Annotated in this window: 15 protein-coding genes; 4 read left to right on the plus strand and 11 right to left on the minus strand. The window is 62.2% G+C overall.

All coding sequences use genetic code 11. The features are described from left to right. Positions 1-196 precede the first annotated feature (196 nt). Positions 197-1,225 carry a LacI family DNA-binding transcriptional regulator gene (locus ACFX5Q_RS16955; RefSeq protein WP_192259955.1) on the plus strand — a complete coding sequence of 343 codons (1,029 nt, stop codon included), beginning with the start codon at positions 197-199 and terminating at the stop codon, positions 1,223-1,225. Between the two features lie 173 nt (positions 1,226-1,398). Here the strand turns inward: ACFX5Q_RS16955 and ACFX5Q_RS16960 are convergent, their stop codons facing one another. The 10 genes from ACFX5Q_RS16960 to ACFX5Q_RS17005 form a co-directional block, all read right to left on the minus strand. Continuing rightward, entirely contained in the window at positions 1,399-2,460 is a 1,062-nt protein-coding gene (locus ACFX5Q_RS16960; RefSeq protein ID WP_404279767.1) for an ABC transporter ATP-binding protein, read from the minus strand. Between the two features lie 9 nt (positions 2,461-2,469). Continuing rightward, complete coding sequence (locus tag ACFX5Q_RS16965; protein WP_404279769.1) at positions 2,470-3,282, minus strand: carbohydrate ABC transporter permease; 813 nt, start codon at positions 3,280-3,282, stop codon at positions 2,470-2,472. Then, positions 3,282-4,154 (minus strand): carbohydrate ABC transporter permease, encoded by an 873-nt coding sequence (locus tag ACFX5Q_RS16970; protein ID WP_404279771.1) that lies wholly within the window; start codon positions 4,152-4,154, stop codon positions 3,282-3,284. Before ACFX5Q_RS16970 ends, ACFX5Q_RS16965 begins: the two co-directional genes overlap by 1 nt. A gap of 81 nt (positions 4,155-4,235) precedes the next feature. Then, entirely contained in the window at positions 4,236-5,528 is a 1,293-nt protein-coding gene (locus ACFX5Q_RS16975; protein WP_404279773.1) for an ABC transporter substrate-binding protein, read from the minus strand. 65 nt (positions 5,529-5,593) lie between these two features. Then, a complete protein-coding gene (locus tag ACFX5Q_RS16980) occupies positions 5,594-6,610 on the minus strand; it encodes a Gfo/Idh/MocA family protein (protein WP_404279775.1) in 1,017 nt (338 codons plus the stop codon). Continuing rightward, positions 6,607-7,323 carry an N-acetylmannosamine-6-phosphate 2-epimerase gene (locus tag ACFX5Q_RS16985; protein WP_404279777.1) on the minus strand — a complete coding sequence of 239 codons (717 nt, stop codon included), beginning with the start codon at positions 7,321-7,323 and terminating at the stop codon, positions 6,607-6,609. The genes ACFX5Q_RS16980 and ACFX5Q_RS16985 overlap by 4 nt, the downstream gene beginning before the upstream one ends. 87 nt (positions 7,324-7,410) lie before the next feature. Next, complete coding sequence (locus ACFX5Q_RS16990; RefSeq protein ID WP_404279779.1) at positions 7,411-8,298, minus strand: N-acetylmannosamine kinase; 888 nt, start codon at positions 8,296-8,298, stop codon at positions 7,411-7,413. Further along, entirely contained in the window at positions 8,282-9,109 is an 828-nt protein-coding gene (locus tag ACFX5Q_RS16995) for a MurR/RpiR family transcriptional regulator (RefSeq protein ID WP_404279781.1), read from the minus strand. The genes ACFX5Q_RS16990 and ACFX5Q_RS16995 overlap by 17 nt, the downstream gene beginning before the upstream one ends. Before the next feature lie 22 nt (positions 9,110-9,131). Continuing rightward, positions 9,132-10,256 (minus strand): enhanced intracellular survival protein Eis, encoded by a 1,125-nt coding sequence (gene eis, locus ACFX5Q_RS17000; protein WP_404279783.1) that lies wholly within the window; start codon positions 10,254-10,256, stop codon positions 9,132-9,134. Between the two features lie 230 nt (positions 10,257-10,486). Next, positions 10,487-10,699: a hypothetical protein gene (locus ACFX5Q_RS17005; RefSeq protein WP_404279785.1), complete on the minus strand. Its 213-nt coding sequence runs from the start codon at positions 10,697-10,699 to the stop codon at positions 10,487-10,489. A 411-nt stretch (positions 10,700-11,110) separates the two neighbouring features. Between ACFX5Q_RS17005 and ACFX5Q_RS17010 the strand changes: the two genes are divergently transcribed. From ACFX5Q_RS17010 to ACFX5Q_RS17020, 3 genes are all read left to right on the plus strand, one after another. Beyond that, a complete protein-coding gene (locus ACFX5Q_RS17010) occupies positions 11,111-12,496 on the plus strand; it encodes a site-specific DNA-methyltransferase (protein WP_404279787.1) in 1,386 nt (461 codons plus the stop codon). A gap of 327 nt (positions 12,497-12,823) precedes the next feature. After that, the gene (locus ACFX5Q_RS17015) at positions 12,824-13,258 is read left to right on the plus strand and encodes a DUF5681 domain-containing protein (protein ID WP_404279789.1); all 435 of its coding nucleotides are present in this window, start codon (positions 12,824-12,826) and stop codon (positions 13,256-13,258) included. Then, the gene (locus ACFX5Q_RS17020; protein WP_404279791.1) at positions 13,251-14,726 is read left to right on the plus strand and encodes a hypothetical protein; all 1,476 of its coding nucleotides are present in this window, start codon (positions 13,251-13,253) and stop codon (positions 14,724-14,726) included. Before ACFX5Q_RS17015 ends, ACFX5Q_RS17020 begins: the two co-directional genes overlap by 8 nt. On the opposite strand, the gene ACFX5Q_RS17025 is transcribed toward ACFX5Q_RS17020, so the two are convergent. After that, positions 14,689-15,435: a TIGR04141 family sporadically distributed protein gene (locus ACFX5Q_RS17025; RefSeq protein WP_404279793.1), complete on the minus strand. Its 747-nt coding sequence runs from the start codon at positions 15,433-15,435 to the stop codon at positions 14,689-14,691. The two genes, ACFX5Q_RS17020 and ACFX5Q_RS17025, sit on opposite strands and share 38 nt — an antisense overlap. Positions 15,436-15,861: the final 426 nt, after the last annotated feature.

The raw sequence follows: 15,861 nt of genomic DNA on the forward strand, positions 1-15,861 counted from the left end.
GCCTCGATTTGATGGGAAATGTGTCTTCTCATCCCGGAATAGCCGTGCGGGGCAAGCTGATTTAGTCCGACGGCTTGCGCTTCGGCCAAGGCCGGATACATCATTTCCCATCAGAATCGCCGATGGCGAGAAGTCGTGGCCATCGGGCCGGCTGCCGGCATTGCGTGATCCTGATGCGTTGAGGAGATGAAAGACGGTGCGTTCCACCCTAACTGACGTAGCCCGGGAAGCCGGCGTTTCCGCCGCCACCGTCGACCGCGTGCTGAACAACCGGCCCGGCGTGCGGGCGCGCACCCGCGAGATCGTGCTCGAAATGGCGCAGCGCCTTGGCTACATCGCCGAAAGCCCGAACGGGGTGCCGCCGCGCGTTTTGCACGGCGAGGTCATCCGGCTCGACTTCGCGCTGCCGGCCGGCACCAACTCCTTCATCAAGCTGCTGCACCGGCACATCGAGGCGCAGGCATCGGCGCGGCCCGATCTCGACGTCCGCGTGACGACGATCGAAGGCTTCAACCCCGACCGGCTCGCCCGCCTGCTGCAGGACCTGCACGGCCAGACGCAAGGCGTCGGCGTCATCGCGCTTGACCACCCGACGGTGCGCGAAGCGATCCGCTCGCTGTCGGCGAGCGACATCAAGGTCGTCACCATCGCCTCCGACATCCTGCATGTGCCGAGGGTCGCCTATATCGGCATCGACAACCGCGCCGCCGGTCGTCTGGCCGGCTATCTGCTGAACCGCTTCATGGGTGTGGGCCGTCCGGGCAAGGTCGCGCTGTTCGCCGGCTCGCTCGCCTATCGCGGCCATGAGGAGCGCGAGATGGGTTTTCGCCACATCCTCGCTGAGGAATCGCCCAATCTGGAGATTGTCGAGATGCGTGAAATGCTCGACGACCGCGAGAAGGCCTATTCAGAGGCGTCAGCCCTGCTCGAGCGGCATCCGGACCTCGCCGCGATCTACAATGTCGGCGCCGGCAACACCGGCATCGCCCGTGCGCTCAAGGAGCGCGGGCGCGCGAAGGAGATCATCTTCCTCGGCCACGAGGTGACGGACGGCACCAAGGAGTTGCTGCTCGACGGCACACTGGATGCGGTGATCGACCAGAACCCGCGCGTCGAGGCGCGCGAGGCGCTCAACATCCTCTCCCATTCCGTCAGGAGCCTGTCCTACGAGCTGCACCAGCCACGGCTGCAGGTAATTTTTCGCGAGAGCATCCCGGAGATTTGAAGGGGCTATCCCCCCACCAGTAACGTGAATCATGAACGTTGTTGCTTTAGCTCTCGCGGATGGCGATTTGGGCCAATATCCGACTCGGGGCCGCGAGCAGACAGTCCGCTTACGGATGCTTCAGACCGAAGCCCTCTCTCCCTTGCGAACTGTGCGCAAACCTGGGTAGGGCGTCAGCGAATGCGGCTTCCTTCTCCATCGAACACCCGCGCCCGGGTCGGCTGAAAGCGCAGCGTGATCATCTCGCCGAAACCCGGCTGGTCCTCGCGCCGTTCGGCAACCACGCTCTCGCCGCTCGCCAGGGCGCCGTGCACGTAGGAGGTCGATCCCAGACGTTCGGTAACGTCGACTGAGAGCGACAGGGTTACACCCTCTTTCTCGTCGAGATGCTCGGGCCTGATGCCGAGCGTGACGGCCCGGCCGTTCTCCAGCCTCGTTGCCAGATGCGTTATGTCCACCTTCGCCTCGCCGGCGAGCAGTGCCTTGCCGTCATCCGCCACAGTCGCCTTGAGGAAATTCATGCGCGGCGTGCCTATGAAGCCGGCCACGAAGGCATTGTCTGGATCGTCGTAGAGTGAGAGTGGCGTGCCGGTCTGCTCGATCTTGCCTGCCTTCAGCACGACGATCTTGTCGGCCAGCGTCAACGCCTCGGTCTGGTCATGCGTGACATAGACCATGGTGCGGCGGATCGACTGGTGCAGGCGCTTGATCTCGGCGCGGAGCTCGGTACGCAAGGCGGCGTCGAGGTTTGAGAGCGGCTCGTCGAACAGGAACAGGCGTGGATCGCGCACCAGCGCCCGGCCGATGGCGACGCGCTGGCGCTGGCCGCCGGAAAGCTCGCGTGGCAGCCGTGACATGAGCGGCTCGATCTGCAACAGGCGCGCAACGTCCGCGACCTTCTCGCCCGATGTCTCGCGGTCGAGGCCGCGCATCTTCAGCGGAAAGGCAATGTTCTGCGCCACCGTCATGGTTGGATATAGCGCGTAGGACTGGAATACCATGGCGACATCACGGTCCCGCGCGGTAAGATTGGTGACGTTGCGGTCGCCGATAACGATAGTGCCGGAATCGATCGGGTTGAGCCCGGCGACCGCATGCAGCAGCGTTGACTTCCCGCAGCCGGACGGGCCGAGCAGCACGACGAACGAGCCCTCCTCCACCTCGACCGAGACGTCGTCCAGAACCCGAACCGCGCCGTAGGATTTCGATACCGACCTGATCGAGAGTTGCGCCATCGAAACTTCCTATCCCTTCACGCTGCCAAGCGTCATGCCGCGCACGATCTGCCCCTGCACCAGGACGCCGAGCACGATCATCGGCAGCATGATGAGGGTGGCGGCCGCGGTCAGCGCGCCCCACTGGATGCCTTGGAATGTCAGGAACGAGGTTATCGAAACCGGTAGCGTCTGCGTGTCGCGGCCGGTGAGCACCAGAGCGACGAAGAACTCGTTCCAGGTGAACAGCACGCACAGGATCAACGTGGCGACGATGCCGCCCCGTGCCGCCGGCAGATAGACGTGCCAGAAGACCCTGAACTCGCGCGCGCCGTCAACGCGGGCGGCATCGCGCAATTCTTTCGGAATGTCGTCGAAGAAGGTGATCAGCAGCGAAATGGCGAAGGGCACGTTGACGAAGGCATAGGCCGCGATCAGCAGCCAGTGCTTGTTCAACGCGCCGATGCGGGTCGCCAGATAATACATCGGAATGACAAAGAGCAATGCCGGCGCAATGCGCAGGCTGAGGATGAATTTCTCCTTGGAGCGGCGCAACTCGGCGGGCTGCTGCGCCAGCCCGTAGGCGGCGATCGAGCCGATGGCCACGGCAAGCGCGCTGGACAGGATCGAGATGATGAAGGAGTTGGCGAAAGCGCTCAGGAACCCGCGATTGGCGAACACGGTGCGGTAGTTGTCGAGCGTCGGACTGAACAGCCAGACGGGCGGGATGGCGAAGGCATCGCGCGTCGTCTTGAAGGAGGTGACGACCACCCAATAGAGCGGGAACAGCACTGCCAGCAGCAGAAGCAGCAGACCGACGTAGAACAGCGCGCGCCTTGCCATCAGCGGTCCCCCGTCTTCGGGAACAGAACGCTGTACATGGTCAAGAGCGCGACATTGGTGAAGATGGTCAGGATGATGGCGATGGCGAGCGAATAGGAAATGTCGAAATTGGTGAAGGCGACGATGTAGCCGTAATAGTTCAGCGTCTCGGTCGACAGCGCCGGGCCGCCGCGGGTCATGATGTAGAAAAGGTCGAAAGCCTTGATGCTGTCGATCGCCCGGATCAGCGCGACGATGGCGAGCGCCCGGCGCAGCATCGGCAGCAGCACATACCAGGTGACCTGCCATTCGCGGGCGCCGTCGACGCGGGCGGCATTGAGCGGATCGGTCGGCGCCGATTCAAGCGCAGCCATCACCAGAAGGATGACGAAGGGTGTCCACTGCCAAATGTCGGCGATCAGCACCGCAAACAGCGCGATCTGAGGGCTGCCCAGCCAGTCGACCTGGGCGAAGCCGACCAGCGACAAAAGGTAGTTCGCCATGCCGGTGGCAGGGTCGAAGAGGAAGCGCCAGGTGAGGCCGACCACCACAGGCGTCATGATGATGGGAACCAGAAGCAGCGTCCGCACCAGCCGCTTCATGGCGAAGTCGCGGTCGAGGAAAAGCACCACCGCAAGGCCGAGCGCGATCTCGATCACGGTCGCCAGCGTCGTGAACAGCACGGTACGCCAGAGTGCGGCCATGGCGCGCGGATCGCCGAGGAAGCGGATGTAGTTGTCCAGCCCGACGAATTTTTCCCGCCCTGCCCGCATCAGCGAGAGGTCGTGCAGCGATATCCAGATGACGAACAGCGTCAGCGCCACCGACGCCACGGTGAGGCAGACGATAACCGGCTGGAAGAAATGCCTGGTCGGATCCGACGCTGTGGCCACGGTGCTCAATCCATCAACCTCGCCATTGATCTCGCCCTGCCGCGCACAGGGAGCGCACGCGGCAGGGCACGCCTCTTCGCCTTATCGGGCGAGCGCGGCGTTGTTGGCGTCGTCGGCTTCCTTCAGGGCGTCGGCGGCGCTTGCGGTTCCGGCTAGCGCCTTGGAGACGGCGATGCCGGTGTTGTTGATGATCTCGTTCGCCTGTTCCACGGTCGGCAGGTATTGCGGATTGCCGGCGTTGATCGCGGCGATCATGCCTTCCTTGAAGGCGCCGTAGCGCTTGCCGAAACTGTCGCTGTTGAGCGCCGAGAGCGATGTCACGCCGGAGTTGGGATCGGTCTCGATCGACTTCAGCTGCTGCTCCTTGGCGGTCGCCCACGCGGCGAAGAGTGCTGCCGCTTCCTGGTTCTTGGATTCGGCCGAAACATACATCGAATGCACCGCGAGCGAGGAGGAGCCACCCTTGGGCGAGGTCGACTTCATTGGCACCGGCACGTAGCCGACCTTGCCGACCACCGTCGAGACCGCAGGATCCTCATTGTAGGCGCCGTTGACAGTGGCATCGAGCGTGATCGCCGCCTTGCCCTGCTGGAACAGCAGCCGGTTCTCCTCCCAGCCGAAATTTGCGACGCCGACCGGGCCATAGTCCTTCAGCACTTTGGTGAAGGCGTCGAGCGCGGCGATGCCTTCCGGTGTCGCCAGTGCCGACTTGCCGTCGGCGCCAAGGAAGGAGCCGCCGAAGCCCCACAGATAGGCCGCCCAGACATAGACGCCCTGGATGCCCTGTTGGCCGCGCATGGTGATGCCGGCAATCTCCTTGTTGGTCTTTTCTGAGATGGTCTTCGCGGCGTTCTCGATGTCTTTGAAGGTCTTGGGTGCTGCCAGCCCGTACTTTTCGAAGAGGTCCTTGCGGTACATGACGAAGGTGCTCTCGCCATAGACCGGTAGGCCGTAGACCTTGCCGTCGAGCACGTTGGTGTCGAAGTAGCCGGGCACGAAATCGGCCTTGTCGAAATTCTCCTTGTGCTTGGCCAGGAAATCGTCGAGCGGCACAATGTAGCCGGACTTCACGAAACCCGGCAGATAGATGATGTTGTTCTGGACGACGTCGTAGCGGCCGGACTTGGAGGAGAACTCCAAGAGCTCCTTCGCCGTGATATCGGCCTCGGGAACGACTTCGATAGCCACATCGATGCCCGTCTTGTCCTTGAATTCCGGCAGCATCTTCTGGATAGCGTCGGTGGTCGGATGGCCCTCGAGCAGCACCGAGATCTGCACACCGTTGAAGGCCTTATCGTCGGCCGAGGCCGGCAAGGCCGTGACAAGTGTGGCCACCGCCGCGGTAAGCATCAACACATTGCGTCTGTTCAGCATGTTTTCGTCTCCCATTGTTGGGCCGCTTGGCCTCGTTCAGTTTCGCGCCGTCGGTTTGCCTGAGTTCAACCGAGGCGCACGATTTCGCCGCTCTCCGCCGATTGCATCATGGCAAGGGTCAGTTCGAGCGAACGAAGGGCTTCCCGGCCGGTGGCGATCGGCATCGCCGCGCCATCCAGCCAGTCGATCAGGCCGGCGAGTTGGCGCGCCAGATCGCCATCGATGCGGCCGTTGAGCAGGGGCCAGTGCTGGGTGTCGATCTCGCGCGACCCCTCATTGCCGGCGAAATAGAGCCCGCTGTCGCCGCACTGGACCTCGAAGGATCCGTTCGTGCCGATCAGCTCCATGCGCGCATCGATCATGTGGCGCGCGCCTGACGGCAGCGACCAGGCGCTCTCGAAATTGACCACCGTGCCGCCGGAAAAGCGCACGATTGCCGCGATGCTGTCCTGCGTGCCGGAGGCGCCGAGCAACCTGTCGGTCTGTTGCGCGTAGACGGAGACCGGCGTCTGGCCTTCCAGCATCCACAGCACCATGTCGACGTCGTGAACGGTGACATGCAGCGCCAGCGGCAGCTTGCCGCCATAGCGTTTCGGCCCTTCAGTACGGGCGCTGTTGCGGCGGGCATAAATGTGGATCGGCTCGCCGATCTTGCCCGAAATCATCAGCTCCTTGGCACCGGCGTAACGCGGGTCGAAGCGCAGCAGGTAGCCGACGCCGAGCTTGACCTTGGCCGCCTCGCAAGCGGCGATGATGGCCTTGGCGTCCTCGACCCTTGACGAGATCGGCTTCTCGACGAAGACGTTGATTCCGGCTTCGGCGACGGCTACCGCCGGCGCCAGATGCAGATTGTCGGGCGTGCAGATCGAGACGAGATCGACATCGCGCTCGGCGGCCAGCAACGCCTGGTGGCTGTCATAGACCTTGCAGCCCGGAGCCTTCGCCGCCACAGCTTCGGCCAGGGCGCGATTGGGATCGACGATGGCCGCGAGTTCGGAGCCCACCATGTTGGCGAAGATGCCGGCATGCATGGAACCCATGAAGCCAGCACCGATGACGGCGACGCGGCGGCGCTTGATCATTTGGGGTTCCTTTTCAGTTGCGGACGGGCGCTCCAGGCGGCGACTTCGTCGGCGAAACGGCGGGTGATGGCATCGGGCCGGGTGATGGCACCGCCGACAACGATGAAGCGGGCGCCGAGCTGGAAGCAGCGGACGGCTTCCTGCGGGCTCCAGATGCGGCCTTCTGCGACGAAGGGCAGGCCGGCGCGGGCGAACTCTTCCATCAGGTCGAAGGCGGGGCCGCGCTGCTCGCTGGAGTAATCCGTGTAGCCGGCCATAGTGGTGCTGACGAGGTCGGCGCCGGCATCGAGCGCTCGCCGGCCTTCGTCCAGCGTGGCGACATCGCCCATCGAGAGCCGCCCCCTTACCGCGATGGCGGCGAACATATCCTTCAAACTGGCCGGACGCGGCCGGCTGGTGGCGTCGATGGCGACGATGTGGGCGCCGGCCTCGACAACCGCAGCGACGTCGTCGAGCGAGGGCGTGATGTAGACCTCGGTGTCGTCGCGCTTCGCCTTGATCAGGCCGATGACCGGAACTTTCACCATCTTGCGGACAGCGGCGATGTTCGCTGCGCCTTCGATACGGATGCCAGAAGCGCCGCCCAGCACGACGGAGCATGCCATGGCCGCGATGTGGCCGGGAGCGTCGAGCGGCATGCCGGGCTCGGCCTGGCAGGACACGACCATCGTTCCATCGAGTGTGGCGAACAAATCGCCCTGCTTGGCCTGCACCGGGGCATCTCCTGGTAGAGCATTACCCCGCTAATCAAGCGTCGATGAAAGTTTTTGTCAAGAAGATATTTTGGATGACAATTTCCATCATACTCTTAATCGGGCGAGCATGGCTGCGCCCAGCAGCCCAGCATCGGCGCCGGCTTGCGCGGCGACGATGGGGCGCTGGAAGATGCGCGGCAGGTCGAGCGAGCGCACCCGCAACGCTTCGATGAAGCCAGGCGCGAGGCCAACGCCGCCGCCAATGGCGAAGCAGTCGACATCGACCGACGCCGTCAGGTCGGCGAAGCCGTTGACCAGCGCATCGACCGCGCCGGCAATGATCTTGGTGGCAACGCCGTTGCCTTCCGCCGCCGCCGAGAACACATCGGGCGCCGCGACTTTGCGGCCGAGGCGTTCGCTGCCGAGCCGTGCGAGCGCCGTACCGGAAGCGACGGTCTCCAGGCAGCCGTGCCGGCCGCAGCCGCAGAGAATGCCGCCAGGCTCGGAGCGCGTATGCCCGACATGGCCGGCGAGGCCGGTGGCGCCGCTTTCCAGCCTGCCATCCACGACAAGACCGCAGCCAATGCCGGTTGAAACGGTGAAAAAGGCGAAGCTGCGAAAACCCTTGCCGGCGCCAAGCGTGTATTCGGCCCAGGCGGCCGCCTGCGCATCGTTGACGACGAGCGGCGGCATGCCGAAGGCGCGTTCGATCACCGAAGCCAGCGGGTAGCCGTCCTCGATCGGCAGGGTCTGAGGGTTGAGCGCGGTCAGCGCGCCGTCGCGCACGATGCCAGTGGTGGCGACGGCGACCGCGCCGAAGCCGCCGTCCTGCGCCAGCTCGGCGATGGCTGCGATGAGATCGTCGCCCCTGCCGGTGCGCGGCGTCGGCGCCTGGCGCCGGTTGGCGATACTGCCGCCGCTCACCTCGGCGGTGGCGATCTTGGTGCCGCCAATGTCGATGGCGAGCACCGGCAAATCAGAAGCTGCGGTCACTCACGACCTCCGCCGTGCGGCTGAGCTCGACCAGCCGCTTCGGATCCTGCCTGGTCATCTCGGCCACCAGCGCATCGACGATCAGCAACTGGCTGATCTTCGAGGGGAACGCTCCGCCGGTGAGCGGCGTCTCCGGCCAGGAAGCGATCAGCGCCAGGTCGCAGGCGGCGATCAGCGGGCTCTTCGAACGGTTGGAGATGCCGATGACGAAGGCACCCTTGGAACGCGCGAGCTCGGCGATGCGCACGGCATCGATGGTCGAGCCCGAGCTTGAGATCACCACTTGCACAGTGCCGGGCTGGGCGGTTCCCGCCGCCATCACCGCCAGATGCGCGTCGCCCATCGCTCGGCTGAACTTACCGATGCGGGTCATCTTGTAGGCGAGGTACTGCGCCGTCACGGCGGAAGCGGCGATGCCGAAGCATTCGACCGCAGTCGCGCCGAGAAGCTTACGCGAGGCGGTGGCGATGTCTTCCCGCACGATCAACTGCTCGGTCTCGCGCAGCGACATGATGGCGGTTTCGACCAGCCGCTGGATGTCGTCTGAGGGCAAGCCGCTGTCTCGCACCCGCTCGTCGGTCGCCAGTTCCTTGGCCAGCGCCAGCTTGAAGTCCTGGAACCCGGAAAAGCCCTGATCGCGGCAGAAGCGCATGACGCTCGCCTCCGACGATCCAGACACCTCGGCGAGTTCGGTGATGCTCTGGCGCAATGTTGCGTCGGGCTGCGCCAGCACCATCTCGGCGACGCGCGCCAGCGCCGGCGTCATGTCGCCCGCTGCTGCTCTCAGCGAAGCTATCAGCGCGTGTGTCATGAAGGTTCCTGCGTCTGTTGGTTCAAAAATGCTCCGCCACCCAAGGCGGCGGTCCGGCGAAGAGCTGGTCACAGCGGCGTATGTCGGCCGAGTCACCTGCAAGGAGCCCATACTGCGCCAGTTTCGAGGCGCTGCGAAAGCCCGTGAACAGCTGGACGAAAGCCGGCGCCTGCATCGACACCGTCGGGCCGGTTGCGCCCTCGCTTACTTGAACCCTATTGCCGTCTATCTCAACCTGAAACGCGGCCTCGCCAAGGCGGAGTGCCAGCCTTGCCTGGTCGATATGGTAGCCACGCTGGCGCAAGGCGGCGACGGGGTCGAGAACCCGCAACAGCCACTCCTCCTGATGGGCAAGCCGCCAGCCCTTGTCAGGCATCGCCGCCACCAGATCGTCCTGCGGGGCGCCGTGCCAGCGCACCATTCGATAGACGGAGCGGAACCGGGCGAGAAAGGAAAGCAGGCCAAGCGCCGCTTCTGGCGAGGCCGCGTGCCAGTCCCTCACATCGAGGCGGGTCTTGTCGCCCATGTCGAGGATCAGATAGGCACCCTCGGCCAGATAGGCTGCGAGCGCGTCGGTCGGGGCGCGTCGCAACTCGTTCCAGTGCGCGGCCGCGCGCGTGAGGAGGCCAGATTCCCGAAGCGTCTTTTCGGTATAGGCGCTGGCAAGACGCGGATCGTCGAGTTCGACGCGCTCGAAGGCGAGACGACTCAAGGCGGGCAGCGCTGCTGTCTCGGCCTCGTAGACGATTTCATGGCCGGCGAGTTCGAAGCCGGCCTTGCGGTAGACCGGCCTCGTCGAGGCGAAGAGTGTGGCGATGGCAGCCCCATTCGCCTTTGCTTCCTCGCAGAGCGCATCGACGAACGGCACGGCCAGCCCCTGCCCGCGCCGCTCCGGCGCGATCGCAACATGGGCGATGTTGGCCGCCCGCACCGGCCTGCCGTGGAAGACATGCGCCGTCTCGAGCAGCGCCGCGCACACCACCGGACGGCGGTCCTCGCCGCGAATGAGCCGCAGCGTCTCTATCCCAATGTTGATGATGTATTCGTGCGAACGCGCCTTGCTGAAAGCGAAAGCCCAGCTCAGCAAGCTGGCGATATCGGTGACATCTTCATTAGTCGCCGCCTCAATTGTGAAGTTTTTTTTCATGCAATCCCCATTCATAACGCTTTTCATCATAGCGGGAAAATGAGGACGCGCAATGGGGCTGCTCAACCCCGACAAATTCGCCTCGGCATCGCTTTAGCGATGGATTGCAAGGCGTTGTAAGTTACGGCGGTCGGAATCCGGGCCACTGGGGCGGAGCAAAAGCAGGCCTTGAAGGTCTTGGCGACGGCCGCCCGCGAGCGAGCGGCCTTTTGAAGCTGGAAGAATGAGGCTCAGGAGTAGCCTGGTTTTGCTCCGCCGCGACGGTCGTGAAGGCGGCCGGCGACCGGCGGATTGCCACGGACGGAAGGCATGTCCTGCCAGAGATCAAAAGTTCGGTTCTTGCCAAGGGGAGGCGTGGTGCCGCCAAGAGGATCCCAATCGGTGACGACGCAGTAGGGAAGCGTCAGCGCCTCTTCCAGCCTGACATAGGGACGGAAGTTCATGCCCGCTACACTAAGCAAACGGCAGAGGCGCAGATCCTGAAGCGAAATAAATCTACCAACCCTTTCGGAAACCGGACTGTGTCGTACCCTAACGATCTCGTGCGCGCATTGCCTGCATGTTGCTGGCGCCTCAAACGGACCACTAGCAGCAGCGCGTTCCAGACTGCATATTATGCGACCTAAATCGGCGAAAAGTCGGAGCCCTAGCCTAGAACTCGTCCGACAGCTCGGATACCCAAGTCGAAACCCCGCCGTCAGGCCGCACCATGAGTTGCATTTTCGCCACTTGGCTCGAAAATCTCTTAGCGATTTTCAGATTTCTGATCCAAACCCAGGCTCCAGCGCGGTCACCTTGCCCAAAATCCATTATATATAGGGGCATGGGCTCCTCCATGCGCAATGGAGGTCACCGTGACAAATCACCTCGAAATGCACCTCACTCCCATTTCGGAGCTGAAGGCCTCACCCTTCGCCTCGCGCAACCATCCGCGCGAGAAGCGCCGCAAGATAACAGCCCACATAAGGAAATACGGGCAGCTTAGCCCCCTGCTCATCGAAGAGGGTGGATATATCGTCGACGGGCACGCGAGATTAGAGGCTGCTCGCGATGCAGGGCTCACTCATGTTTTGACGATCGACATCTCCCACCTGACTGAACCCGACAGACGCGCTGTCCGCTTGTCAATGAATCGCCTGGCAGAGGGTGGCGTCTGGGACAAGAAGGCACTCGCACGAGAGTTCAATTATTTGATTGAAGTCGGGTACGATATTGATCTCACCGGCTTCGACACCGTCGAAATCGAGAACGTCATTGAGATCATCGATGAACCTTCCGGCGCGCAGGAGCATATCGATGTTAGGATGGTCTCCGATATACCCGTGTCCAGGTATGGCGACATATGGAGCCTGGGCCAGTCTGCAACGGCGCACAGAGTCGCGTGCGGCGATTTTCGCGATCAATCGCTTTCGCAGGCTTTGTTTGAGTCCCGAAATGCGGCGATAAGCTTTGGGGATCCTCCCTACAACGTTCCGATAAACGGCCACGTTTCAGGCTTGGGGAAGCCGTCTCACAACGAATTCGCAATGGCCTCTGGAGAGATGAGCAGCGCCGAGTTCAACGCCTTTCTCCGCTCGACGCTGTCCGAAGTCTTTGCCAACCTGTGCGCAAGTGGACTTGCCTATGTCTGCATGGACTGGCGTTCAATCGCAGCCTTGATCAACGCAGGTGAGTCGCTCGATCTCGAGCTGATCAACTTGGCGGTCTGGGTCAAAACCAATGCGGGCATGGGTAGTTTCCTGCGCTCGCAGCACGAATTGATCGCTATCTTCAAGCGGGTCGGTGAGCCTCACTGCAACAATGTACAGCTTGGGAAGCACGGGAGGTCGCGCTCCAATGTTTGGCACTATCGGGGCGTCAACGTCATGGGGCCGGAGCGGCACTTGCTCGCCGAACATCCGACCGTAAAGCCTTCAACGATGGTTGCCGACGCGATCCGCGATGCGAGCTTGCCAGGCGACATTGTATTCGACCCATTCTTGGGGTCGGGAACAACATTGATCGCGGCGGAACGCACTCACCGGACCTGCTACGGGATCGAGATCGAACCAACTTTTGTCGACCTCGCCATTCGCCGTTGGCGAGCCGAGACCGGTAGGGACGCTGTGCGCGTTGGCGACGGCATGACCTTCTGCGAGGCCGAGAAGCTCTCCAACGCAGAACCAAGGGCTCGCGGTGTCTCAAAAACCCCGCCGCTTCTACAGAGCCCCAAGCCGCCAGGTGCGTCCGAGAATTTCTGAAGGGCCTCCAATGTCGCCGGTGGCGGTAACCGACCTTGGCGCAGCGTATCTGGAGCGACCAGGTGTCACCCTGGTCGCTCCAAATCGACCGCCCCGAAACTGCTTAAACTTATCTTATGAGCCAGCGCCGGCGCGAGACCCGTCGCGCCCTCCCCCTCCGTCTCGCAGGGTTCCGAAGGGTGCAGAGGAGAAGTCCATGCATTCGAATAAACGAAGGCTTCCAAACGTACGCTGTCGCCTTGCCGAGAATGTGCTCGGCCAGCAGTCGCGCTCAGATATCGCAGCGCGCAGTCGGCTGTCAGTCCTTGCAATCCCGGGTAGCCTGTCATGAGCGACTCCGAGGACGACTACGAGATTGGCTACGGCAAACCACCGAAGAAATCGCGCTTCAAGCCCGGCCGTTCCGGCAATCCGCGAGGCAGGCCGAAGGAGATCCGAAGCATCGGAACCGAACTCCGCGCCGAACTTCGGCAGAAAGTGACCGTTCGCGAGAACGGCATCGAGCGGAAAATCACAAAAGCGGCCGCACTAGCAAAATCGGTCTTAGGTCGAGCGCTCGCGGGCGACAACCGAGCCTTCGGTGAACTCGTCAAGCTGCTGCCCCACGAGTTCAAGGTTCCCACTGACAGTCCCCCACACGATGACGAACCGATCAGCGCCAGCGATGTCGAAATCCTTGAGAAGTTCGTGGCGCGAAGGCTGCAACAGAAACAGGCGACCGCGTCGGTGCCGCAATCGACCACGGAGCAGGAAGATGACTAACCGCGAATTGGTTTACGCCGCGAAGCGCCGGTCTTTTGTTGCATTCGCACAAGCTGCTCTGGAGCTAATGGTCCTAGGCTATCAACATGGCCCTTACATCGATCTTGTTGCTGCCTACGCGGAAGACCTGACTTTTCCGACAACGCTTCAGCAGGTGGTAATCAACATGCCGCCGCGACACGGTAAGTCTTACCTTCTGGTGGCTTTGGCAGCCTACTTCTTAGCCACCCATCCCAAGAAGGAGGTAATGCTGATTGTCTATGGCAAGGCGCTTGCCGTGGATTTGGCAGGCAAACTCAAGATGCTGATGGAGAGCGCATTCTTCCGCAATTTGTATCCAACTTTTGCTCTTCAGCCGAGCCGCGAGATGCTGACCGACTTTCGTACCTCCGCAGGCGGCGGATTTCTGGCCACCAGCATGGAAGGCGGTATCCAGGGACGTGGGGCCGATCTCATCCTGATCGACGATGTGACCACTGCACAGAATGCCCAATACGAGTCAGCGCGCACGCAAGTGAGAGACATTTATCTCAATACAATCGCAACGCGCCTCAACAACGCCGGTGCGATCTTCATGCTGTGCCATCGCTACCACGAGGATGATTTGACCCCCCTACTCGTCAAGCTGGGTTTCCGTCACGTGGTCATCCCGTTTCGGGCCATCGACGATGAACACATTGAGCACAATGGAGTGATTTTCGACCGACGAAAAGGCGAAACGCTAAGGTACTTTCCTCAGGACGTTCTCGCCGCAATCGATGCCCTGCCGGCATATGTCTATTCCACGCAGTACCAGCAGCATCCCGTTCCACGCGAGGCGGGAACGATCAAACGGTCGCATTTCCCTATCGATGAAAGTCGACCAGGTGACGGGCAGATAGTTGTCTCATGGGATTGTGCCTCCAGCACAATCCCAGGGTCGTCCTACTCTGTCGGTCTGGTGATGCTTCGTTTCGAACAGGTGCACTATTTGCTGCAGATCGTTCGTGGGCGCTACGACTTTCGGAGGTTAAAGGCCGTTGCGCTGGAGGTGAATGAGCGGTTCAGACCGACACATCATCTGGTTGAAGCCGCCTCAACCGGGTTCGCGTTGGCCTCAGAGTTGCGAGAGCACGGACTGAACGTCATTGAGGTGAAGGTCGGTGGGGCGTCCAAGATCGATCGCCTCGACGCCGTTGCTGGGAAGATCTATGGCCAGCAGGTTCATGTCGTACGGGATACGCCCGGTGTCGAGGACTTCCTCGACGAATTGACCGCATTCCCCTTCGGAGCCAATGACGACCAGGTGGACGCCTTGAGCCAGTATCTGAAGTGGGTGGCAGACAGTCCCCCGCCTGCTCGGCACGACCTAGAGATACGCCGCGTCGATCGACCCCATCGCTACGAAAGCATCCAAAAAATGGTGCCGGGGGTGCGATTGCCCGGCCAATCTATCTGGCACCATCATCGCAGAAAGCGGAGCCGGTAAGATGAAGCGGCATGATGGAAACCGAACCCGAGCCCGGGCGGGCGTCACCTACATTAGGCAGCCGCGCGTCCGCATCGAATTGATCAGAAGCGAGGCCCGATGGTCGCTGGAGACTGTTCACGATCCTGTACGGAAAGATATCGGTACCTTCTGGTCTGACTGGGCCACGAACGAATGTTAAGTCAGTTGGCGTACCGCCTGCGACGCGCGCCAAGTCCCGCAACATATCGACACCAAAGGCTTGGAGATCGCTGTCGCGACTCGCCTGCACACGTTTTTGAAACGTCACGGCGTCGGGCGTGGCAAGATCGAGCGTGCGAAGCTGACCTCTAGGCACGGTATTAAGTGTGACCTTCAATCCGAACTGGCGCTCGAAAGCATCGTCGTTGAGCGCAATGTGGATATGCCCGAAGCAAATGGCGGCAGTTCTATCTCCGATCGGCAGGAACACCGCCGCCCCCGCACCACTGGCAAAAATGTCTGCCGGCAGGTCCGCACTCTGCGGGCTGAGAAAATCTACCCAAGATGGCGGGTTGGAATAGATCTGACCGATATACAGCGATGCCCCTTCCACGCCATTCCAGGGCCGCTGCGCCAGAGCACGGTCGCTTCCCTGAGCAAAAGTGGGCGTGAACGCGTCAACTATAGTTCGGCCTTCACGCAATAGACGAATGTTGAGCGTGCGAAGACGCGCCTTTTCTCCGGCCATTTTAGCTCCCCCCCGGAGACTATTATCAGAGTCCGCAACTCGCTTCCATATTGGACTGGCGCCCCGGCCAAGCCGGCCGGGCTCCTGTCTCACTACGCTCGACGGAATCCGCTCGGACGGCTTGGGAGCAACAATGTGAAGGCTGCGACCGAACTGAGGCGCACCCCGGTTGGCGGGTCCGCTGGGAAAGTGGAGCCGCTTTCCCTCAAACCTCCGTTGCCTCGGCTAGCTCTAAGGCATCTTCACAGCGTTCGATGCCGGCAGTCGCCTGGCTGCCGACTCATATTGGGAAATACCCATCGTCGTTCTCCTTCGGCCAACTTTGGGCATTGGAGAAACGATCTGAGCGTCTTGGGCGGCGCGGTGGGCCGGAAGCGGGCCAGCGGCTTGCAATTGGTCCAATGTTCCACAGTTAGCTCTTCACCT

The organism is Mesorhizobium sp. IMUNJ 23033, assembly GCF_044778005.1.
Taxonomy (GTDB): domain Bacteria; phylum Pseudomonadota; class Alphaproteobacteria; order Rhizobiales; family Rhizobiaceae; genus Mesorhizobium; species Mesorhizobium amorphae_A.